At 65.3% G+C, this 21,122-nt stretch carries 18 protein-coding genes; 11 read left to right on the top strand and 7 right to left on the bottom strand.

Annotated elements, in window-relative coordinates; all coding sequences use genetic code 11:
* Positions 1 to 3 precede the first annotated feature (3 nt).
* Together F812_RS0104325 and F812_RS0104320 are read left to right on the top strand one after the other, a co-directional pair.
* Positions 4 to 1,443, top strand: coding sequence for an ATP-binding protein (locus tag F812_RS0104325; protein WP_020084732.1), 1,440 nt, complete (start codon positions 4 to 6; stop codon positions 1,441 to 1,443).
* 166 nt (positions 1,444 to 1,609) lie between these two features.
* Positions 1,610 to 1,894, top strand: coding sequence for a hypothetical protein (locus F812_RS0104320; protein WP_020084731.1), 285 nt, complete (start codon positions 1,610 to 1,612; stop codon positions 1,892 to 1,894).
* Positions 1,895 to 2,283: 389 nt separating this feature from the next.
* Here F812_RS0104320 and proC read toward each other — a convergent pair whose 3' ends face one another.
* The 3 genes from proC to F812_RS0104305 form a co-directional block, all read right to left on the bottom strand.
* The gene (gene proC / locus F812_RS0104315; protein ID WP_020084730.1) at positions 2,284 to 3,108 is read right to left on the bottom strand and encodes a pyrroline-5-carboxylate reductase; all 825 of its coding nucleotides are present in this window, start codon (positions 3,106 to 3,108) and stop codon (positions 2,284 to 2,286) included.
* 68 nt (positions 3,109 to 3,176) lie between these two features.
* On the bottom strand, positions 3,177 to 3,674 hold the full coding sequence (locus F812_RS0104310; RefSeq protein WP_020084729.1) for a type III secretion system chaperone family protein: 498 nt from the start codon (positions 3,672 to 3,674) through the stop codon (positions 3,177 to 3,179).
* 757 nt (positions 3,675 to 4,431) lie between these two features.
* Positions 4,432 to 4,713, bottom strand: a complete 282-nt coding sequence (locus F812_RS0104305; protein WP_020084728.1) for an accessory factor UbiK family protein — start codon at positions 4,711 to 4,713, stop codon at positions 4,432 to 4,434.
* A gap of 275 nt (positions 4,714 to 4,988) precedes the next feature.
* Between F812_RS0104305 and lgt the strand changes: the two genes are divergently transcribed.
* The 5 genes from lgt to F812_RS0104280 all read left to right on the top strand — a co-directional run bounded on the left by lgt (position 4,989) and on the right by F812_RS0104280 (position 10,222).
* Positions 4,989 to 5,840 carry a prolipoprotein diacylglyceryl transferase gene (gene lgt / locus F812_RS0104300; protein ID WP_020084727.1) on the top strand — a complete coding sequence of 284 codons (852 nt, stop codon included), beginning with the start codon at positions 4,989 to 4,991 and terminating at the stop codon, positions 5,838 to 5,840.
* Positions 5,837 to 6,979 (top strand): class I SAM-dependent methyltransferase, encoded by a 1,143-nt coding sequence (locus tag F812_RS0104295; RefSeq protein ID WP_020084726.1) that lies wholly within the window; start codon positions 5,837 to 5,839, stop codon positions 6,977 to 6,979. The genes lgt and F812_RS0104295 overlap by 4 nt, the downstream gene beginning before the upstream one ends.
* A gap of 44 nt (positions 6,980 to 7,023) precedes the next feature.
* On the top strand, positions 7,024 to 7,797 hold the full coding sequence (pgeF, locus tag F812_RS0104290) for a peptidoglycan editing factor PgeF (protein WP_020084725.1): 774 nt from the start codon (positions 7,024 to 7,026) through the stop codon (positions 7,795 to 7,797).
* 203 nt (positions 7,798 to 8,000) lie between these two features.
* Positions 8,001 to 9,104, top strand: coding sequence for a YML083C domain-containing protein (locus tag F812_RS0104285; RefSeq protein WP_020084724.1), 1,104 nt, complete (start codon positions 8,001 to 8,003; stop codon positions 9,102 to 9,104).
* Between the two features lie 185 nt (positions 9,105 to 9,289).
* Positions 9,290 to 10,222 (top strand): ribose-phosphate pyrophosphokinase, encoded by a 933-nt coding sequence (locus F812_RS0104280; RefSeq protein ID WP_020084723.1) that lies wholly within the window; start codon positions 9,290 to 9,292, stop codon positions 10,220 to 10,222.
* Between the two features lie 30 nt (positions 10,223 to 10,252).
* On the opposite strand, the gene F812_RS25245 is transcribed toward F812_RS0104280, so the two are convergent.
* Both F812_RS25245 and F812_RS0104270 read right to left on the bottom strand, forming a co-directional pair.
* Positions 10,253 to 10,750, bottom strand: coding sequence for a septal ring lytic transglycosylase RlpA family protein (locus F812_RS25245; protein WP_198011135.1), 498 nt, complete (start codon positions 10,748 to 10,750; stop codon positions 10,253 to 10,255).
* Between the two features lie 120 nt (positions 10,751 to 10,870).
* Positions 10,871 to 12,388 carry a P-loop NTPase gene (locus tag F812_RS0104270; RefSeq protein WP_020084721.1) on the bottom strand — a complete coding sequence of 506 codons (1,518 nt, stop codon included), beginning with the start codon at positions 12,386 to 12,388 and terminating at the stop codon, positions 10,871 to 10,873.
* 184 nt (positions 12,389 to 12,572) lie between these two features.
* Between F812_RS0104270 and F812_RS0104265 the strand changes: the two genes are divergently transcribed.
* From F812_RS0104265 to F812_RS0104255, 3 genes are all read left to right on the top strand, one after another.
* Positions 12,573 to 13,190, top strand: a complete 618-nt coding sequence (locus F812_RS0104265; RefSeq protein ID WP_245257630.1) for a TRAP transporter small permease subunit — start codon at positions 12,573 to 12,575, stop codon at positions 13,188 to 13,190.
* A gap of 63 nt (positions 13,191 to 13,253) precedes the next feature.
* Positions 13,254 to 15,182 (top strand): TRAP transporter large permease, encoded by a 1,929-nt coding sequence (locus tag F812_RS0104260; protein WP_020084719.1) that lies wholly within the window; start codon positions 13,254 to 13,256, stop codon positions 15,180 to 15,182.
* 445 nt (positions 15,183 to 15,627) lie between these two features.
* A complete protein-coding gene (locus tag F812_RS0104255) occupies positions 15,628 to 16,377 on the top strand; it encodes a M48 family metallopeptidase (protein ID WP_020084718.1) in 750 nt (249 codons plus the stop codon).
* Positions 16,378 to 16,394: 17 nt separating this feature from the next.
* On the opposite strand, the gene F812_RS0104250 is transcribed toward F812_RS0104255, so the two are convergent.
* Entirely contained in the window at positions 16,395 to 18,167 is a 1,773-nt protein-coding gene (locus tag F812_RS0104250; RefSeq protein ID WP_020084717.1) for a hypothetical protein, read from the bottom strand.
* 499 nt (positions 18,168 to 18,666) lie between these two features.
* Here F812_RS0104250 and F812_RS0104245 point away from each other — a divergent pair, with 499 nt between their 5' ends.
* Positions 18,667 to 18,885: a DUF6894 family protein gene (locus F812_RS0104245; protein WP_020084716.1), complete on the top strand. Its 219-nt coding sequence runs from the start codon at positions 18,667 to 18,669 to the stop codon at positions 18,883 to 18,885.
* Positions 18,886 to 18,940: 55 nt separating this feature from the next.
* On the opposite strand, the gene F812_RS22525 is transcribed toward F812_RS0104245, so the two are convergent.
* Positions 18,941 to 21,031: a transglycosylase domain-containing protein gene (locus F812_RS22525; RefSeq protein ID WP_020084715.1), complete on the bottom strand. Its 2,091-nt coding sequence runs from the start codon at positions 21,029 to 21,031 to the stop codon at positions 18,941 to 18,943.
* Between the last annotated feature and the right edge of the window lie 91 nt (positions 21,032 to 21,122).

The raw sequence follows: 21,122 nt of genomic DNA, 5'->3' as shown, positions 1-21,122 counted from the left end.
AACGTGGACCTTCTCGGCCCCTTCACCAGCGCGTCCGAACGAGCCGGGAAGGCATTCCGCTTCTTTTCGGAAAAATCCGCTCCGGCTCTCAGCCGGCTCAAGGGGCTGCACCAGAGCTTCGTGGGCCTGTTTGCCGAGCTGATGCCGAAGGGCCTCTATGCCCGCGCGCTCATCATCATCATCGCACCGATCGTCGTGCTCGAAGGCGTGATCGCGTTCGTGTTCATGGAGCGGCACTGGCAGAACGTCACGCGCCGCCTCTCCGAGACGACGGCGCGGGACATCGCGGCGCTGATCGACATCTACGAAGGCTCGCCGCCGGGCAAATACGACGAGATCATCCGCATCGCGCGCGACCGGCTCAATCTGTCCATGCAGATCCTGCCGCCCGGCGACCTGCCGGAATCGCGGCAGAAGCCGTTCTTCGATCTGCTCGACCGCGCACTCTCGCGCGAGATCTCGCGGCAGGTTCAGCGGCCGTTCTGGATCGATACGGTGGGACAATCGCGGCACGTGGAGATCCGCGTGCAGCATGCCGACTCCATCCTGCGTTTCCTCGCCGTGCGCACGCAGACCTATGCGTCCAACTCGCACATCTTCCTTCTCTGGATGGTCGGCTCGTCGGTGATCCTCTTGACCGTCGCCATCCTGTTCCTTCGCAACCAGATCCGCCCGATCCTGCGTCTTGCCGAAGCGGTGGACGCTTTCGGAAAGGGCCGCCCCGTGCCGGACGATTTCCAGGTCCGGGGCGCGCGCGAGGTGCGCCAGGCGGCGGCAGCCTTCCTCGAAATGCGCAACCGCATCCGCCAGCACGTGGAGCAGCGCACGACGATGCTGGCGGGCGTGAGTCACGACCTGCGAACGGTGCTGACCCGCTTCAAGCTCGAGCTCGCGTTCATGGGCGAAGGGCCGGACGTCCAGTCGCTCAAGGCGGACGTGGACGAGATGCAGCACATGCTGGAGGACTACCTCGCGTTTGCGCGCGGCGACGGCGGCGAAGAGGCGAAGCCCACGAACCTCACCGAGCTGCTCGAGGAAATCCTGGAGGAGTCGCAAGTCTACGGCACGGCAATCGAACTCAAGCTCCGCAAGCGGCGCGGCGACGTGATCCTTCCGCTCAAGCGGCAGGCCTTCAAACGCGCCATCACCAACCTTGTCTCGAACGCGGTGCGCTACGGCGATCAGATCGTGATCCGCGCCGCCACCGAAGGGCGATGGCTGCGTATCGAGGTCGACGACAACGGACCGGGCATCCCGGCATCTGAGCGGGCGAATGTGTTCAAGCCGTTCTACCGGATCGACAGGTCGCGCAACCAGGACGACGGCAACAGCGGCCTCGGGCTCGCCATTGCCCGCGACATCGCGAAAAGCCACGGCGGGGACATCACGCTCGGCGAGAGCTCCATGGGCGGGCTTCGCGCCATCATCTCCGTGCCGCTCTAGAGGCCGCTCTCTCCCCGTAATCCGCTGGTCTGCCTCGGGGTTTTTCCGCTCTCGCCGCCTCACGGGATGTTGAGTTACGTTACATCCCGTCTAGACGTAACGTTATTTCATGAATGTCCCGATCAGACGGGACTTGTTCCGTTCCTTCATTGAGAGGAGAGGTTTCATGACCTCACCAACCGTTACGAGGATCACCGCACTTGCGGTCGCGTCCGTGTTCAGCCTGCCAGCCACTGCGGCCGACGCCGTCTCGCAGAAGCTTCCGGATGCCACCGCCTGCACCAAAACCGTCAACGCCATGGGCGCCAGCATGGGGCACACCAGCGAAACAGCACCGGACGGCCGGCCGATCTATCGCTTCGTGCTTCGCACCAACGGGCTCGACTACGAGGTGGTGTGCGATGCCGCAACCGGCGTCGTCGGCGACGTCTCGCCCCGCGCCACACACTGATCCTGATTTTGCTTTCAAATCAGCAGGCTACCCTCGGGTGGCCTGCTTTTTCGTGCCGATATTTTCCCGGCGATCCCGTGCTACACAAGTCCGTGATTGGGAAAAATGCCGCGTTGCGCGAACTGTTACAGTATAGCATAACCCTAGGGGTGAGGGTGATGCTGCACTTGCAGCGGCGTCGATACCCAAACGGCCAGAAAGCGGGACCGCCACCCGCCGATGGCATGGCACTCAATGCGGCGGCCGCGGACCCGACAGGCTATCCTCCTTGCTGCGTTAGGTCCCCGCCGCATCGATGTCAAAAGAACCCGGTCGCCGGAGCTTTCGGGCTCATCCGGGTTCAAACGAGGACACGTAGCCGCGGGCGTGCGCGATCTGACACGCCATGATCATTTCGCCAGCTCGCGGCTGCGCCCCTCTCCCGCAAGCACAGCTTTCGTCATCAGCTCTCCGAGACCACCTTCGGCCATCAGCACGCCGAGCGCCGCTGCCGTGGTGCCGCCGGGCGACGTCACGTTCTGGCGCAGGACGCTCGCGTCGAGATCCGAGCGGTGCAAGAGCTCGCCCGCTCCCGAGACGGTAGCCCTGGCGAGGCGCTTCGCCAAACCGGCCTCCAGCCCTGCGGCGATCCCGGCCTTCTCCAGACATTCGGCGAGCAGAAACACATAGGCGGGTCCCGAGCCGGAGACGGCCGTCACCGCATCCATCAGCTCCTCCTTCTCGACCCACGCGACCTCTCCCACGGCCGACAAGAGCGCTTCGCACAAGCCCTGTGCGGCAGGTGTCACGTGGGCGTTCGCAGCGCAAACCGTGATGCCACGGCCGATAGCGGCAGGCGTGTTGGGCATGGCGCGCACGACGGCGGCGCCTTGCGCCAGATGCTTTTCGAAACTCTGCAGCGTGCGCCCGGCCGCGATGGAGATCGTCAACGTCTGAGGTCTGGCGAGGCGGGCAACCGGCGGAAAGACGGCGTCCATCACCTGAGGCTTGACCGCGACGAGGATCACCCCCGGCGCCTCGGAGAGGCTTTCAATGCGCGGCTCGGCTGCAATGCCGTACTTGGCGAGAAGCGCTGCAACCTCGGACGGCGGAGACGGGTCCTGGACGCGGACGCGCTTGGGATCGAGGCCGCGCGCGATCAAACCCTCGATCAGGGCGCCGCCCATCTTGCCCGCTCCGACGAGAAGGAGGGGACCGTTGAATGTGAATGCCATTGTGCCGTGCCGTTCTGCTTCTCTGCGGGGACCGCCGCAGACGCAGCTCAGCTTTGTCCAGAGGCGGCTTAGGCTTGGCCCTCGGTCTGGAACATGGTCGAGACGAGCGCTTCCCGGCTCTCCTTACCCGCCCAAACGACGAACTGGAAGGCCTGATAGTAGCGCTCGCAGGCTTCGAGAGCGGCCTTGAGGATGGCTTCGCACTGGCCCGGCGTGATCACGGCGCCATTGAGCAGCAGGGCGTGGCGGAACATCACCAGGCCTTCCTGGGTCCACAGATCGAAATGGCCGAGCCAGAGCTGCTCGTTGATCTGGGCAATCAAGCGGTACATCTCGTTGAGGCGCGTCTCGGGCACCCGGAAATCGAACGCGCAGGCCAGATGCAAGGCCTCGAGGTCATCGCGCCAGTTGAGCGAGACGTGATAGTCGGTCCAATTGCCGCCCACGACCAGCGTCAGCTCGTCGTCGCCCGTGCGATCCGTCTGCCAGTCATAGTTCGCAGCAAGCTGCTCCACCAGATCGATCGGGTGAGTGATGCGCTGATTGCCCTTTTCGGACGATGCCATTCTGGCTCCTTCAACCTGCTCGGCGACCTCGTTCGGCTGCCGGCATTCCTGATCGCCGCACTGCACGCTCTGCCGATGACCTGATTGGGGCGAAACTCGACTTGTCCCCGGGTGCTTCGCGTTCTCAACGGCTGAGCAAAGGCACCGCAGCTCCCCTGTCGAGCCAGCCTCGCAACGGGGAAAATTGACCCGCGTTTCGAAGCACTCTGAACGCCGCAGACGAAAACAGAGGGGCGCACGAGTCGCAAGCCGATGGCGGTTTTGTCCACGAGCAAAGTGGGCAAAATGGTGTCGCGACGCTTAAGGCGCAGCGTTTGCGCAACTCGCTGACGCCAAATGTTGAAAAGTCGATTTTGCGATGTGGAAACGGCGGCCGCGCACTCGACAAGCGGAACGAAGCACCGAGGCATCTCGTGCCGAGACGCGCGAAGGGCTAGAGCCCGATCACTCCCGATCGCCGCTCAAGGCCATCAGTAAGATCGAAAATTCACGCTTCGGACTGATAGGGTCCGAAGCGATCATGGGACTTCAGTGAGACCGATGATTCACGCTTCGGACTGATAGGGTCCGAAGCGACCATGGGACTTCAATGAGACCAATGATTCACGCTTCGGACTGATAGGGTCCGAAGCGATCATGGGACTTCAGTGAGACCGATGATTCACGCTTCGGACTGATAGGGTCCGAAGCGACCATGGGACTTCAATGAGACCAATGATTCACGCTTCGGACTGATAGGGTCCGAAGCGATCATGGTCTAGACACCCGAGCGCGGCGTGCTGCCTTCGAGCGCGGCCACGCGGGCTTCGAGAGCGGTGATGAGACCGGCCAGCCGCTCGTTCTCGGCGCGAGCCTTCTCGGCCATGGCCTTCGCAGCCTCGAACTCCTCGCGCTTCACGAGGTCCATGCTCTCCAGCAGCCGTTCGGCCTGCGCGCGCATGACGCCCTCCACCTCGCGGCGGACACCTTGAGCGGCACCGGCAGCGTCCGTCATCAGCTTGGCGACTTCATCGAGCAGACGATTTGAGGTCTGGGTCATCGGGGTTCCTTCCGCTGGCGCGCCGGGCGACGCGCTTTTTCGTCTGATACTCCGCCGCCGCTGGCATGGGGAGCGTCGCAAGAGCCGCAGTCCGCTCGGGGCGCGTGCGGCCTGGGGTCTGCTGTCATCTGTCCGGACTATGGTGGTTCGCAGGGCACGGTTCAAGCGCCCGGGCGAGGATCGCTTGACTCGCTTGCCGAGACCCGGCAGCGTCCGCCCGCCGCTCCGGCTGGCACTATGAGCCATTGAACGCGAAAGGGAAATCCGCAAGCGCCATGAACCTTCTCGCCATTCCCTTTCCAGATTTCGATCCGGTTGCCATCTCCATCGGGCCGTTCGCCATCAAATGGTACGGCCTCGCCTACCTCGTGGGGCTGATCCTCGGCTGGATCTACGTCAGGCGGCTGCTGCAGCAGCCGCAGCTCTGGCGCAACAACACGCCGCCCTTCAGCCTCGAGAAGGTGGACGACCTCCTGCTCTACATCACGATCGGCGTCATCGCGGGCGGGCGGCTCGGCTATGTCTTCCTTTACGAACCCGGCACCTATCTCGCCGCCCCGCTCGACATCTTCGCGGTGTGGAAGGGCGGCATGAGCTTCCATGGCGCGCTCGCGGGGTGCGGGCTCGCGGTTTGGCTGTTCGCCGTGCGCAACAAGATCAGCGCGCTCAGCGCCATGGATCTCGGCACCGCAGCGGTGCCGATCGGGCTCTTCTTCGGGCGCCTCGCAAACTTCATCAATGGCGAGTTGTTCGGCCGCGTCTCGGATGTGCCGTGGGCAATGGTGTTTCCGCATGCCAAATGGCTCCACCCCGCGATCGAGCCCGCAACCCGCCATCCGAGCCAGCTCTACGAGGCGGCGCTGGAGGGTCTCGCTCTTTTCCTCGTGCTGAGGCTCCTCACGCACACGTTCGGCGCGCTCAAGTCTCCGGGGCTGGTGACGGGCGTGTTTCTCTCGGGCTACGCGCTCGCGCGCTCGTTCTCGGAAATCTTCCGCGAGCCGCACGCGGAGCACCTCTTCAACATCGGCCCCTTCACGGCGGGGCAGGTGTACTCCCTGCCGATGCTGCTCGGCGGGCTCTACCTCATCTGGCGCGCCCGCCAGCAGACCAGCGCCGCGCGGACATGACAGCCGAGACCACCAACGCGGAGACGCCGCTCGGCGCGAAGCTCAAGGCCCGCATCCGCCGCGATGGCCCGATCGACGTTTCGGCGTACATGCTCGCCTGTCTCGCCGATCCGGAGCACGGCTACTACAAGCGCCGGTCCGCGATCGGCGCGGCGGGCGATTTCGTCACGGCGCCCGAGATCAGCCAGGTGTTCGGCGAGCTGATCGGGCTGTGGTGCGCCGTCGTGTGGCAGCAGATGGGCTCGCCGGGCCGGGTCAATCTGGTCGAGCTCGGCGCGGGGCGGGGAACGATGATGCGGGACGCACTGCGTGCCGCGCGCCTCGTGCCGGCTTTCCGGAGCGCGCTGTCGGTTCACCTTGTCGACAGCAACGAGACGCTGCGCGATCTTCAGCGCGTGACGCTGGCCGAATGCGGCGTGCCCGTTCATTTTCATGGCGACGCCGTCTCAGCGCTCACGAGTGAGTCGCATATCCCGGATCATCCGACCATCGTGCTCGCCAACGAGTTTCTCGACGCGCTTCCGGTCGCGCAGCTCGTCTATGCAGAGGGGGACTGGCGGGCCCGCAAGGTAACCGTCGACGCCGGGGGCGCGTTGCAGTTCACGCTCGATCGCGGTGCCCGGCTGGACCCCGCCTTGCTCCACGAGACGCCGACAGCTCCCCGGGACGGGGATATTCTCGAAGTCTGCGCAGACCATGAGGCCGTGGTCGCCGCCGGTCTTCGCAGCCGCGCGAGCCTCGCGCCGCTCGCGGCGCTGTTCATCGACTACGGCCACACCGCAACCGGCTTCGGCGACACGCTGCAGGGCGTGGCGGGGCAGAAGCACGTTTCGCCGTTCCACCGGCCGGGGGAGACGGACCTCTCGGCGCAGGTCGACTTCCAGAGCTTCACCAAGAGCTGCGCCGCGGCCGGTCTCGCGGTCGATGGCCCCATGCCGCAAGCGGAGTTCCTGGGGCGCCTCGGCATCATCGAACGCGCTTCGCGGCTGATGTCGGCCAATCCGGCGATGGCGTCCGAGATCGAAGCCGGCGTGGCGCGCCTGATCGCGCCCACGGGCATGGGCTCCCGTTTCCTGGTGCTCGGCGTGCGCTCGCCCGCGCTTCCTCCGTTGCCCGCTTTCGAGCAGGCCGACGCATAAGGTATAAGCCGTTTCATCTGATCCCAATCAAGAACAGTGAGCCCATGCTGAGCCCCCTCGAGGCCGATAGCCTCTCCATCCTCCCCGGCATCCGTCACGGCTTCTTCACCCGGCAGGGCGGCACCTCCCGCGGGATCTACGCCAGCCTCAACTGCGGAGCGGGCTCCAAGGACAACGCCGTGTCGGTGATCGAGAACCGCTCCCGCGTGGCCCAGCATCTCGGCAGCTTTGGAGACGATGTTCAGACCATTTACCAAACCCACAGTGCGGAGGCGCATGTCGTGGACCGGCTCGTCCCGCGCGACGAGCTGCCCAAGGGCGACGCGCTCGTCACCAAGACGCGCGGCCTCGTGATCGGCATCCTGACGGCCGACTGCGCGCCAGTGCTGTTCGCCGACGCTGACGCGGGGGTCGTGGGGGCGGCTCACGCCGGATGGCGAGGCGCCCTCGGCGGCATTCTGGAAGCCACTGTGGCCGCCATGGAGGGCATTGGCGCTGATCGCTCACGCATTTTTGCCGCGCTCGGTCCCTCGATCGGGCCCAAGTCCTACGAGGTGGGCCCCGAGTTCGTGGCCGCGTTCGAAGCCGCGGACGCAGGCAACGCCCGGTTCTTTACCATTCCCAAGGGGCGCAAGACGCCCCACTTCGACCTGCCCGGCTATGTGATGCATCGGCTCGGCCGGCTCGGCCTGCGCCGCAGCGAGCAACAGTCTCCGTGCACCTACGAGAACGAATCGATGTTCTACAGCTTTCGGCGAGCAACACATCGAAATGAGCCCGATTACGGGCGCCAAATCTCCGCCATTGTTGTGGCCTAACTGCAAAATCCACAATCGCGTTGTGGATGTTGCGGACAGAATTAGCCACGACACCGTTTTCACCTCGATTCCGTCTGGACGCACGGCGGGCGGGTAGATACAGGACTCGGTAGAGGGTACCGGCAGCGTTTTAGGAGAAATGGCCGCAAAGTCTGTACGCCGGCCGCCGGAGAACAGCGGATCATTCACAGGGGGACGTCATCGTGACGACCATTGATGCTGCTGCGGCATGGCGTGGTAACAGATCAGTCGTGTTCGCAGTCTTCGCAACTTTCGTGGCTTTCGGCCTGGGTGGGTGCGAGACGGGTGCCAACCTGTTTGCGAACAACGCCGCCGACCCGAACGCGTCACTGTCCACTGGACAGCCGCCGGCGGCTTCCATCTCGCAGACTCCGAAAATCGCCATCGCTCCGGTGATCGGCGCGCCCGATGCGGTCGCAAAGCAGCTTCAGACGCAGCTCACGAGCGCCATCGAATCGCAGCGGATCACCGTTGCCAAGGGCGCGAACGACAAGGCTGAGTTCACTCTGCGCGGCTACGTGGTGTCGGCACGCGAGAAGGGACGCACGAAGGTTTCCTACATCTGGGACGTCACCGATCCCTCGGGCAAGCGCGTGAACCGGATCACCGGCGAGGAAGTGCTCGCGGGCGCTCAGTCCAAGGACCCGTGGGCCGCAGTGACCCCGCAGGTTGTTGATACGATCTCGAGCAAGACGGCGGGCTCGCTCGCCACCTGGCTGCCGACGCAGGGTGCATCCGCTCCCGTTGCCATGGGCGGCTCGACTACGGGTGCTGCGGTTTCCCCGCAGACGGCTCCGGCGGTCGCTGGCTCCGTGCAGACGGCTGCGACGCCGACGGCTTACGCTCAGCCGCAGGCGACGGCCAACCCCATTCCGCCGTCCGCGGCAGGCGGTCCCACCACCGGCAGCATCGCGCGTGAAGGCGCGGTGACGGCCATGGTGCCGAGCGTGACCGGCGCGCCCGGCGACGGCGGCGTCGCGCTTACCAGCGCGATCCAGCGCGAGCTGACCCGCAACGGCCTGGCTCTCACCGAGACGGCTTCGGCTCAGACCTACAGGGTCGAGGGCAAGGTCGTGGTGGGCGAGGGCCAGAACGGCAAGCAGCCGATTCAGATCGACTGGAACGTTAAGGATCCTCAGGGCAAGAAGCTCGGCACGGTGTCGCAGAAGAACGAGATTCCTCAAGGGTCTCTGGATGGCGCCTGGGGCAAGACCGCCGATGCGGCGGCCGCTGCCGCCGCCCAGGGCATCCTGAAACTGCTGCCGCCGCAGAGCAAAGTGAACTGATCGTTCGTAAGGTGGCGCGGCGTGAGGGGCGCTGGCCACACTTCAACAGAGTCTGCTAAACATGCCGGGCCCGGGTGGTTTACACACCCGGGCCCGCGCGTTAGAAGGCGCGTCATCGAAGTGTCGCATGAGGAGCGTCCATGCCATTCGATGCGCGTGGAGATAATGGCAGGGGCGGCCAGACCATGAAGATCGTTGCCGGAAACAGCAACCGGCCGCTGGCTGAGGCTATTGCACAGTATCTCAAGATCTCGCCTGCGAAGTCTCAGGTGAAGCGCTTCGCGGACATGGAAGTGTTCGTGGAGATCCAGGAGAACGTGCGCGGCCAGGATGCGTTCGTCATCCAGTCGACGTCGTTCCCCGCCAACGACAACCTGATGGAGCTGCTGATCCTGATCGACGCGCTGAAGCGCTCATCAGCCCGGCGCATCACGGCGGTCATTCCCTATTACGGCTATGCGCGGCAGGACCGGAAGCCCGGCCCGCGCACGCCAATCTCGGCGAAGCTCGTCGCCAACCTGATCGAGCGCGCCGGCGCAGATCGCGTGCTGACGCTCGACCTGCACGCCGGGCAGATCCAGGGCTTCTTCGACATCCCGACCGACAACCTGTTCGCGGCACCGGTGATGGTGCGCGACATCGAGGACCGCTACGGCAGCAAGAACGTCGTCGTCGTCTCACCCGACGTCGGCGGCGTGGTGCGCGCGCGTGCGCTTGCCAAGCGCATCGACGTGCCGATCGCGATCTGCGACAAGCGGCGCGAGCGGCCGGGCGAGTCCGAGGTCATGAACGTCATCGGCGACGTGCAGGGCAAGCTGTGCATCCTCATCGACGACATCGTCGATAGCGGCGGCACGCTCGTGAACGCTGCGGAAGCGCTGCTGGCCAAAGGCGCGACCGAGGTCAGCGCCTACATTACGCACGGCGTGCTTTCAGGTGGCGCCGTCTCGCGTATTCAGAATTCGCGGCTGAAATCGCTCGTCATCACGGATTCGATCCTGCCGACGGCGGCGGTGCAGGCTGCGCGCAACATCCGAGTGCTCTCGATCGCTCCCCTGCTCGGCGAAGCCATCCAGCGCACCTCGCGCGAGGAAAGCGTCTCGAGCCTCTTCTACTGAGCGAGGAAGACGAGCGGGCTCTCTTGGAGCCTAGCTCAGCGGGCCGCTGATCACGGTCACCTTCAGGCGTGCGATGCCCATCTTGGCGAAGCCGAGCTTTTCGGCCGTGGCGCGTGAGACGTCCAGCATGCGGCCTTTGACGTACGGCCCCGAGTTGTTGATGCGCACGAGCGCCATCGCTTCCGTCTTGGGGTTCACGAGCACCAGGATCGTGCCGTTGGGATAGACCGGGCTCGCGGCGTTGTCGGGAAGGTCGGCGCGCATCTCCTCGCCGGACGAGAGGATCGTGCAGGGATTGCCGGGATCGACCTTGCAGTCGTCGTAGAAAGAGGCCGTCACCACCTCCTCGAAGCCGACGAGCTTTTCCATCTCGGAGCTGGTTTTCACGCGATGGCAGACGCTGTTGTAGCAGTAGGTCTTGCCGGGCTTCTTCGCGTGGGCGGTCTCAGCGAGCGAGGCGAGACCGAGTGTTCCGGCGGCGAGCGCGATGGCCGCGCCGCAGACAATGCGGACCGAAGCAGATTTCACGTAGCGTCCCCCGACGTTCCCAGTGACAGGACGCAGAAAGTCTTCGATTCTTAGCAAGAATGTGGCCGTGCCGAAGTTATCTCCAGCCCGGCCCATTGGCGTTGCGTGGCTGCCGCACTCTCAGCGCGAGAGCTTCTTCGCCTTGAGCTCGGCGAGATAGTCGCCCCAGCGCTTGTCCTTCTGCAGCGAGAGCATGTGCAGATAGGACCACGTGTAGAGGCCGGTGTCGTGTCCGTCATCGAAGACGATGCGGACGGCGTAGTTACCCACGCCGCGCAGCTCGCGGATCTTAACGTTCTTCTTGCCCCCGACGGTGACGCGCTGATCCTTCGAGTGGCCTTGCACCTCAGCGGAGGGGCTCAGCACGCGCAGGAACTCGGCGGACAGCTCGTGATCGTCGCGCGTGGCGAAGGTCACGTGCAGGGCTTCGCCGCCGTGCACGATCTCGAGCTTCGGCGGCTTCATGCCACGGCCTGCGGCGCGCTCGAGCTCGGACCACGCCTTTGCGGCGATCTCGCGGAAGATCTGCGCGCTCGGGCTGTCGGGCGCTGTCGCTGTGACGGGCCGGCCGGAATCCGACGTCTCGCGCACCTCGATGGTAAGCGGCACCTCGCCGAGGAACGGCACCTCCAGCTTCTCCGCCTCGGCCTTGGCGCCGCCGTGGCCGAAGATGTCGTAGCGCGCTCCCGTATCGGGCGCGATGAAGTAGCTCATGTTCTCGACGATGCCGAGCAGCGGCACGTTGACCTTGCGGAACATGGCGAGACCCTTGCGGGCGTCGATCAGCGCCAGATCCTGCGGCGTCGAGACGATCACGGCGCCGGAGAGCGGCACCTGCTGGGCGATGGTGAGCTGCACGTCGCCGGTGCCGGGCGGCATATCGATCACCAGCACGTCGAGATCGCCCCAGAGCACCTCGCGCAGCATCTGATTGAGCGCGCCGACCACCATGGGGCCGCGCCAGACGATGGGCGTGCCTTCCTCGACCATGAAGCCCATGGACATGGCCTTGATGCCGTAACCTTCCATCGGCAAGAGCTTCTTGTCGGCGCTCGCCTCCGGCTTTCCGGTGATGCCGAGCAGGCGCGGCTGGGAGGGACCATAGATGTCCGCGTCCATGATGCCGGCCTTGAGGCCGATGGCCTGGAAGCCGAGCGCCAAGTTGGCAGCGACCGTAGATTTGCCGACGCCGCCCTTGCCCGAGGCGACGGCGACGATGTGCTTGACGCTGGGCACACCCTGCGTCTGGCGGACGGGCGCTGCGGCCTGCTGCTGCGAGGGGCGGTGGCCGGCATCGCCTGCGGTGCCACGGGCGCGTGCCTCGGTGACGCGCGGATGCTCACGGCCATTGCCAGAAGAGGGCTTGGGCTGAGGCGGCTCGCGGCCAGGAGCGGCCTCCGCGGTGAGCACCGCGACCACGCCCGCAACGCCCTCGATCTCCTTCACGACCTTCTCTGCTGCACCGCGCAATGGCTCCAGCTCCTCGGCGCGCGAGGCGGGCACGGTGATGGAAAAGTAAACGCGGCCGTCCTTGATCAGGATATCGGAAACCAGGCCGAGATCGACGATGTTGCCGTCCAGATCGGGGCCTTTGACGCGGCGCAACCGCTCCATGACCTGGGACTTCAAATCGGACATGCGGTGCTCCTGGTTTTTCCTTCGTGGGCGGCCGCAGGCGGCCTCGCGGGCGTCTGTGGCTGCCGGGACTCAAACGCTCTGGCTCTAAGTCATGCGGGAGAAACTCGCAATGGCGGAGTTCTCGCGCAGGCCCCTTTCGGATATAGGAAACCAGCCTATGCTCCGCCAGCGGAGACCGGCCAACATGGGAGAGATATCAATGGACGGACTGCTGGCGCTGAGCCGCGCGATCGACCGCGTCTCCGCGTCGATTGGACGCTCGGTCGCGTGGCTGATCGTGGCCGCCGCCCTGATCAGCGCCGTCAACGCCGTGGTGCGCAGACTCTTCGATTGGAGCGCGAACTCGCTGCTCGAAATCCAATGGTGGCTGTTCGCGGCCGTGTTCCTGCTCGCGGCGCCCTGGACGCTCGCGATCAACGAGCACATCCGCATCGACGTGGTGAACAGCCGGCTTTCCGCCCGGACGCGCAACATCATCGAGCTCGTGGGGCACATTTTCTTCCTGCTGCCGACTGCGGCGCTGGTCGTCTACACATCCTGGATCTTCTTCGCGACCTCCTTCGCCCAGAACGAGCAATCGCCCAACGCGGGAGGACTTGCGCTGTGGCCGATCAAGGCGCTGATCCCGGTCGCGTTCGCGCTGCTTTTCGTCCAGGGGCTTTCGGAGCTGATCAAGCGCATCGCCATCATGCGCGGAGACCTGACGGAAAAAGGGGAACACCAGGGCTATCACGACGACGCGGTAGCCGCGGGCACGGAGGCCCCGCACGGGTCGCACGACACGAGACGCCACGACCACTGAGACGGGCGGCAACAGGCTGAGCCTGAGCCTCAGCGCCAGACGACAACGGGGGAACGACGACGCATGACCGCCTTTCTGGCCCAGAACCTCGCGCCGATCATGTTCGCGTCGCTGGTGATCTTCCTGCTGCTCGGCTATCCGGTCGCGTTCTCGCTCGGAGCGGTGGGGCTGGTGTTCTTCGTCGTTGGCGTGGAACTCGCGCCGCACTCGGACGGGGTCATCACACTCTCCTGGCATCTCCTGCAATCGATGCCCGGGCGCATCTTCGACGTGATGCGCAACGACACGCTGCTGGCGATCCCCTTCTTCACGTTCATGGGGCTGATCCTCGAACGATCGGGCATGGCGGAGGATCTGCTCGAGACGGTGGGGCAACTTTTCGGCACGCTGCGCGGCGGCCTCGCCTACGCTGTGATCTTCGTCGGCGCGCTGCTCGCCGCCACCACCGGCGTAGTCGCGGCCAGCGTCATCTCCATGGGCCTGATCTCGCTGCCGATCATGCTGCGCTACGGCTACGACCGGCGGCTCGCCTCGGGCGTGATCGCGGCGTCCGGCACGCTAGCGCAGATCATTCCGCCGTCGCTGGTGCTGATCGTTCTCGCCGACCAACTCGGCCGTTCGGTCGACGATATGTACAAAGCGGCCATCCTGCCGGGGCTGACGCTCGCCGGTCTCTATGCGGCCTACGTGTTCATCGTCTCGATCATCCGTCCGGACGCCGCGCCGGGCCTTCCCGCGGAGGAGGTCGGGCATCGCGAGGCGGATGGGTCGCGCGGTCTCACCTCACTCAGCATCTTGACCATTCTCTCGGGATTGTTCGCAGCCTGGATGATGCACGGCTCGTCCTATTCGGGGATCGATCGCGGCATTCTCGCCATGGCCTGGGGCATCATGTTCGCGCTCGGCGCCGCCTTGCTCAACCGCGGTCTCATGATCGTCACCGGGCGCGGGCTGCTTTCGGCCATCGCCGAGCGCGTGACATTCGTGATGGTGCCACCGCTGCTCCTGATCTTCCTCGTGCTTGGCACCATTCTCGTCGGTATTGCAACGCCGACGGAGGGCGGCGCCATGGGCGCGGTCGGCGCTCTCATCCTCGCGGCTGCCAAGCGCTACAGCGATTCCGACGCCCGCCGCTTCAATTTCCAGATCGTGCGGCAGGCCGCGGAAGCCACCGCGAAGCTCGCCGCGTTCGTGATGTTCATCCTGATCGGGGCACGCATCTTCTCGCTCACCTTCTACGGTGTGAACGGCCACATCTGGGTGGAGCATCTGCTCACCTCGCTGCCGGGCGGCATGTACGGCTTCCTGATCGCCGTGATGATCCTCATCTTTCTGCTGGCGTTCTTCCTCGACTTCTTCGAGCTGTGCTTCATCCTGGTGCCGCTGCTGAAACCAGCGGCCGAAGCGATCTTCCGTACATCTCCAGAGGCCATCGCCATCGCCAAGAGCTTCGGCTTCGCCGTGCTCACCCGGACCGATAGTGCGGGGGTCGTGACGGAGATGGTTGCGGACGTGACACCTTTCGTGGTCTGGTTCGGTGTGCTTCTGGCCGTCAACATGCAGACGAGCTTCATGCATCCGCCTTTCGGCTTCGCGCTGTTCTATCTTCGCAGCGTCGCGCCCCGGGAAACCTATCAGGACAAGGTGACGGGGCGCCTGATGCCGCCGGTCACCACGAGCGATATCTATTGGGGCGCCGTTCCCTTCGTGTGCATTCAGCTCGTCATGGTCGGGCTGATCATGGCGATGCCCTCGCTCGTGATGCCAAAGCCGGGGGCTCACAAGGCTCCGCCGCCAACGTCCATTTCACGCCCGCTTTCCACAGCGCCTGTGGGCGATCGTGGATTTGCGCTGCCCGGCGCGCCGCCCGCGATCGAGGGCGCACCCGACGTTCCCTGGAGCGGCCCAGGCGCGCCAAGCCTCGACATGCGGGAGCTTCCGAGCTTCACGGCACCCGAGCGCACGCTGCCGCGGACTGCCCCCGCGCCTTGAGCAGATCAAGCGGATAAATTGCCTCCGCATGAATCCCGATGAAGGGTTTCTTTGCGCTGCACCGTCGATCCCCTATTCACGAGACCGCGCGTGCGTGCGATTGTCGCCCGCGCGTGCGAATAAGCATTTCGGAGGAGTCGGATTGCTTCTCGCGCGCGCATCCGCCGCTCCCAGTGAGACGCGTGGGCCTGCTCGCAAGAAGCTCGCTTCGAGCCGCGGGCGATACGCGAAAATATCATGGGGCGATTGCGCAACAGTGTGATGATCCGTTGCGCAACGTCACAATTTCACACTGGAGATGCTATTCACTCTCTTGCTAAGTGGGAGGCAGGATCGAGCTCGGCGCGAGGCGCGCCAGTCGGATGAACGCAAGCGGGGCATTCGATCCATTGCATCCATCACAACGTAGTGCGTCTCCAAAATCAGCGCGTTCCGAAAGTCATTCATGCGGAAGACAAGAAGCTTCGCGTCTCCGACGCTCAAGAACGAGAACATCGACAAGCTCGGAGCGCCTGTCGAGGTTCGCCGTCATCCCGGCGCACGCCGCCTCACGCTGCGCGTGAGCCGCACGCGGCGCACTGTGATCGTCACCCTTCCTGTTCAGTGCGACATCGACGAAGCCGGCTCGTTCATCACGCGCAACATCGACTGGGTGCGCGAGCGTCTGGACAGCCTTCCCACCGCCGTGCCGTTCCGTGACGGCGTGTTCATTCCGTTGCGCGGCGAAGCGCATCGCGTCGTTTTCTCCGGGCTTTCCCGCCGCGCACCGGTCGAGCGCAAGGTTTCCTCCTCCTATCCCGAGCTGTGCGTTTCGGGCCAGGCCGAGCATGCGCCGCGGCGCCTCAAGGACTGGCTCGCAAAGGAGGCGCATCGCGATCTCGAAGAGCGCGTCGCCTTTCACGCCAAGCGCCTGCGCGTCTCGCCTAAGCGCATCGCCGTTCGCGACCAGGCCAGCCGCTGGGGCTCCTGCTCGACGACGGGCGTGCTGTCGTTCTCCTGGCGGCTCATCATGGCGCCTGCGGATATTCTCGACTATGTGGCGGCCCACGAGGTGGCGCATCTCAAGGAGATGAACCACGGACCGCGTTTCTGGGCGCTGGTGCGCCAGACCATGCCTGGGCTCGACGAGGCCAAGCGCTGGCTGCAGATCTACGGCATGGACCTGCATCGCTACGGTGCGCTGGACGAGGCCTGAGAGTTGCGCGCCGCTTATTAGCCCCGGCGCTCGGATGCTTCCACAGCAGCGGCGAGATCGCGATAGACGCGCTGGATGACCTCTGCCTTCTCGGCATTTCCACACAGACGCGGGATCGTAACCTCCGCATAGTGGCGCGGATCAAGGGTGGGCCAGTTGACGCGCTGTTGCTTCACGTGGGCGACTGCGGTCTCCACATCACCGAGCTGCACGAGCGAGGCGGCGAGCCGATAGGCCGTGTAGGGTGTGCGGAAGACCTGCTCCGAGTGCCGCGCGGCCACGACTGCCCGCTCATAATCGCCGTTATTCATATAGACTTGGCTGATCCAAGCCTGGGTGACCCAGCGCACGGGGTTGTCGGGAGACATGGTCGTATCGAAGGCGATGAGATCGTCGATCGCGGATTGTGAGGCGCTGGCGCAGGTGAGCGGGATGGCCTTCACCAGAAAGCGGGCGAGCCCGTGGTTGGGGTCCAGCTCGAGCGTCCGTTTTGTCGCCGCGAGCGCTTCGGCCATGCGGCCCGCATGCCAGTGGTGGATCGATACGTTGAATATGGCATCGGCGTCGTCGGGCGCGAGCTCAAGCGCGCGGCGCGCGTGCGCCTCGGCTTCGGCCCGGGCTGCGGACGTATCCGATGACGGGTCGACATTCGCGAGATAGGAGAGCTTGTCGGCGAGGACGGAGTCCGCCTGGCCCATATCGGCGTCGAGGGCGAGCGCGCGCCGCGCCAGCGCAATGCGCTCCTTCTCCCAGGCGAGACTGTCTCTCGCCTCTCCCGGCATCCAGGTTGACTGGAGAAAGAGCTGCCAGGCCGTTGCGTTCTCGATATTGCCTTTGAGGGCTCGCTTGGCGGCTGTGTAGAGCTGCGGAAGAATTTCGGACACAAGCGTGGATACCAGCTCGCTCTGGGCGGCAAGGTCGTCCGTTGCGGTGGGCCGCTCGTAGTTCTGTGCCCAAACGGGGGCGCCTTTGGCCGCGTCGACGAGCTGGATGTTGATCAGCGTCCGCGTCTTGTCGCGCTGGAGACTGCCTTCGAGGATGTAGCTCACGCCCAACTCGCTTCCGACACGGCGCAGATCTGTGGCCTCGCGAAACTGGAACGCGGAGGTGCGCGCAGAGAGCGCGAGGGATTTCACGCGAACGAGCGCGGTCGTGAGCGCGTCGGTGAGGCCGTCGGCCCAGCGGGTGTTCGGCTCGTCCTTCGACATGTCGGTGAAGGGAAGCACCGCCAGCGTGATGGCATCCACCGCCTTATGGGGCGTGGCGGGTCCTCTCAACACAGGAGCAGGGGCGACATCTCGCGTCGACGGCGCCGCGGCCCAGAACGCGACCAGCACGAGCGCAGATGCGACGGTAAGAAACGCGGGCTTGGCCGCCCAGGAGCGCCATATGGGTGGCGCGGCTTCCGGCGTGTCCGGCTGGCTCTCGTCCGGGCCGGACAAGGCCAGCTGCTCCTCATCGGCGGCGTTGAACTCGACTGCGTAGCCGCCCTTGGGGATGTCGATGCGGATCGGATCGTGCCGCCCGGAGGTCAGATAGTAGTTGTCGAGAAGCTTGCGCAGACGGCCGGCCTGCACGCGCACGATGGGATCGGTGCCGGGGTCGAACTCGGCGCCACGCTCGAAGACGTCCACGCCGATGGCATAGCCCTTCAGCCGCTCAACCTCGCCCCCCAGCGTGGCGTCGACCAGATAGCGCAAGAGCGCGCGCATCTTCGGCGCGGAGGCGAACTCCTCCGAGGCCAAGATCGCTTCGAGCTGCTTTTCAACGTCGACCCGCTCTCGAGTCATCCCCTTTTTTCATCCGACCGAGTTCGCCACGCAGAAAATTGAACGCCCGTCACTGTCGGCACTTGCGGGCCCGAAGAAGAATTGGAAGGTCCGTGAGGAGGATATGTTCATTTCGCCGCACAGCGCGGAATAGCTGAGCGAATTCAGCGCGAGCGGCGTGATCTTGTGACGTGATTTAACGGTAAATTGCGGTGACATACTACCGGGTTCGCGGAGCGCAGCCTAGTATTTGCGCAGATTTGTAACTGGCTTGGGCGAGGCGAGCGTTTGCTGCTGCCTCACGATCACGAGGGCGTTAGCCCGATCGAGCTTCTCCCCCGCGCAATATCCCGAACCGCTGCTTTATTTCAGCGTGCTTCAAGCGCCGCTCGATCCTGCTGCGTCCCCGCGAGCCATCTTCTCCGGCGAGCCCCATAGCCGGCGTTCATCCCCGAAACAACGTCGAGACCGGGATGCCGCCCGAACAGCGGCGCCGCTCGGCCGGCAAGCGGAAAAGGCCATGCGGTACTACTTCCACCTCGTCTGCGAGACCGTCATCTGCATCGATCACATCGGCCAAGAACTCGAGAGCCTTCGCGAGGCCAAGGCGGAGGCGGCGCGCATCGCGCGCGAGCGTGCGACGAGCGAACCGGGGGCCCGCTGGGCTGTATCGGTCGTCAACGACGACAACAAGGAAGTCTTGCGCCTGCCCGTCGCCGACGCGGCGCTGACAGGCTGAGCGCCTTCCGGCGCACGCCGCCGGCGTTCAGACGTTCAGGCCGGCATCCGGGCGTTCACCGCACGGGCGGGCGAACGATGATGCGCCCTTCCGACGTAACCGTGGTTTCGCCCCGGGCGGACGCAGGCGCGCTCTCCTCGGCGGAGGCCCGCATGAGAATTCCGGCGATGGAATCTTCCCTGGGTTGCTGCTTCTGCGGCGAGCGGCTCAAGGCGTCCGCAACAGGCGGGCCGCGCCGGGTAACAGCATCCGGCAGTGAGAGCGGCGCCTTTCCGTCATGGGCCGCCAGCATGACATCGTGCCAGATCTCGGCGGGCAGCGTTCCGCCCGCTACCCTGTTCATGGTGCGGCCGTCGTCGTTGCCGACCCAGACGCCCGCCGTGAGATACGACGTATAGCCGACGAACCAGGCGTCGCGGAAATCCTGCGATGTTCCCGTCTTGCCGGCCACGGTGTGGCCGGGGATCGCGGCGCGGCGTCCGGTGCCGGTCGCCACAACGGACTGCAGCATGTCGTTCATGGCGGCAACCGAGCGGAGCGGGATCGCGGGGTCCGATTTGGCGTCGATGCGCTTGAACAGCACTTTTCCCGCGCCCGTCCGGATGCGGCGGACGGCATAAGGCTCGTTCACGTAGCCCCCGTTGGCGAACGCGGCGTAAGCACCCGTGAGATCAAGGAGCGACACCTCGGACGTGCCGAGCGCGAGGGAGGCATCGGCGCGCAACGGCGACTTCATACCGAGGCGGCGTGCTGTCGCCGTGACCTTGCTCACGCCCGCATCGAGCAGAAGCCGCACGGCAACGGAATTGATGGAGTTCGCCAAGGCATAGCGCAGCGTGGTGGCGCCGACGTAGCGGTTGTTCTCGTTCTTGGGCGACCAGCGGCCTGCGGTGACCGGCGCATCCTCGACGATGCTGTCGGGTGTCAGCCCGCTTTCCAGCGCCGTGAGATAGACCACGGGCTTGAAGGCGGACCCCGGCTGGCGATGGGCCTTCACCGCGCGGTTGAACTGGCTGTCGGCATAAGAGCGTCCGCCGATCAGCGCGCGGATGCCGCCGTCCGGCGCGAGCACGACGACCGCGGCCTGGCTCGCCTCGAGCGGACGGCCCTTGCCGGCCAAGGCGCTCTCCACAACCTCGCCCGCGCGGCGCTGCAGGTTCGCGTCCAGCGTCGTCTCGATGACGATCTCGTCGCGATCGGCATCCTCGAAGGGCGCGGCCACATCCAGCACATAGTCGACCGCATAGGCCATGTCGGCCTGCTCAGGCACGCGCATCATCGAGGAGAAGCGGATCTCGGACGCGCGCGCCCGATTGGCCTCCTCCTCGCTGATCAATCCCGCCTCGACCATCTTGCCGATGACGACCCGGCCGCGGGCGATGGCCTGTACGGGGCTTGCGCTCGGTGCATACTTCGAGGGTGCCTTGAGGAGACCGGCGATGACGGCCGCTTCCGCGAGCGTGAGCTCACGCGCGGACTTGGCGAAATAGCGTTGGGACGCCGCCTCGATGCCGTGGGCGCCGCCGCCGAAGTAGACGCGATTGAGATAGAGCTCGAGGATATCGCGCTTGGAGAGCTTGAGCTCCAGCCAGAGCGCGAGCACCAGCTCCTCAGCCTTGCGGGAAAACGTGCGCTCGGAGGAGAGGAACAGGTTCTTTGCGAGCTGCTGCGTGAGCGTCGAGCCGCCCTGCGTCAGGCGCCCGGCGCGGAGATTGGCGATGGCCGCGCGCAGCATGCCCAAGGGATCGAGGCCGGGATGCTCGAAGAAGCGGCGATCCTCGGTCGCAACCACCGCATCGGCCACCTCGCGCGGCAGCATGTCGAGCGGGATGTAAGCGCGTGAGACGCCGCGCTCGGCGACGAGGCTGCCGTCGCGTCCCAGTATGCGGATGACGGGACCTGTCGCCTTGGGCCGCATCGAGAGCGGATCGGGAAAGGTGACGGTGTAATAGATGAAGAGCGCGCCGACCGTGATCGCGATCAGTGAGAGCGCCGCGACAGGGGCGAGCAGCAGAAAGCGGATGAAGAAGGGAAGCTCGGAGCGGCCACGGCCGCCGTCATCCGGCGTGGCATAGGATTGCCAGTCGTGCTGGTGCGGCGGATCCGGCTGATGCGGCCCCCTGTAATCTCGGCCGTCGTACCCCATGCTCTCTCGAGCCCCACCGCGCCGCCGATATCCGGCTCTCCCAAAGGCCCGGCGAAAGCGCGGCCTCGGAAGATTATGGGGAGGGTTTGGC

The sequence above is a fragment of the Hyphomicrobium zavarzinii ATCC 27496 genome, from assembly GCF_000383415.1.
Lineage (GTDB): Bacteria > Pseudomonadota > Alphaproteobacteria > Rhizobiales > Hyphomicrobiaceae > Hyphomicrobium_C > Hyphomicrobium_C zavarzinii.
Note: the sequence above shows the minus strand (reverse complement) of the source record. Positions and strands in the feature narration are given on the sequence as shown.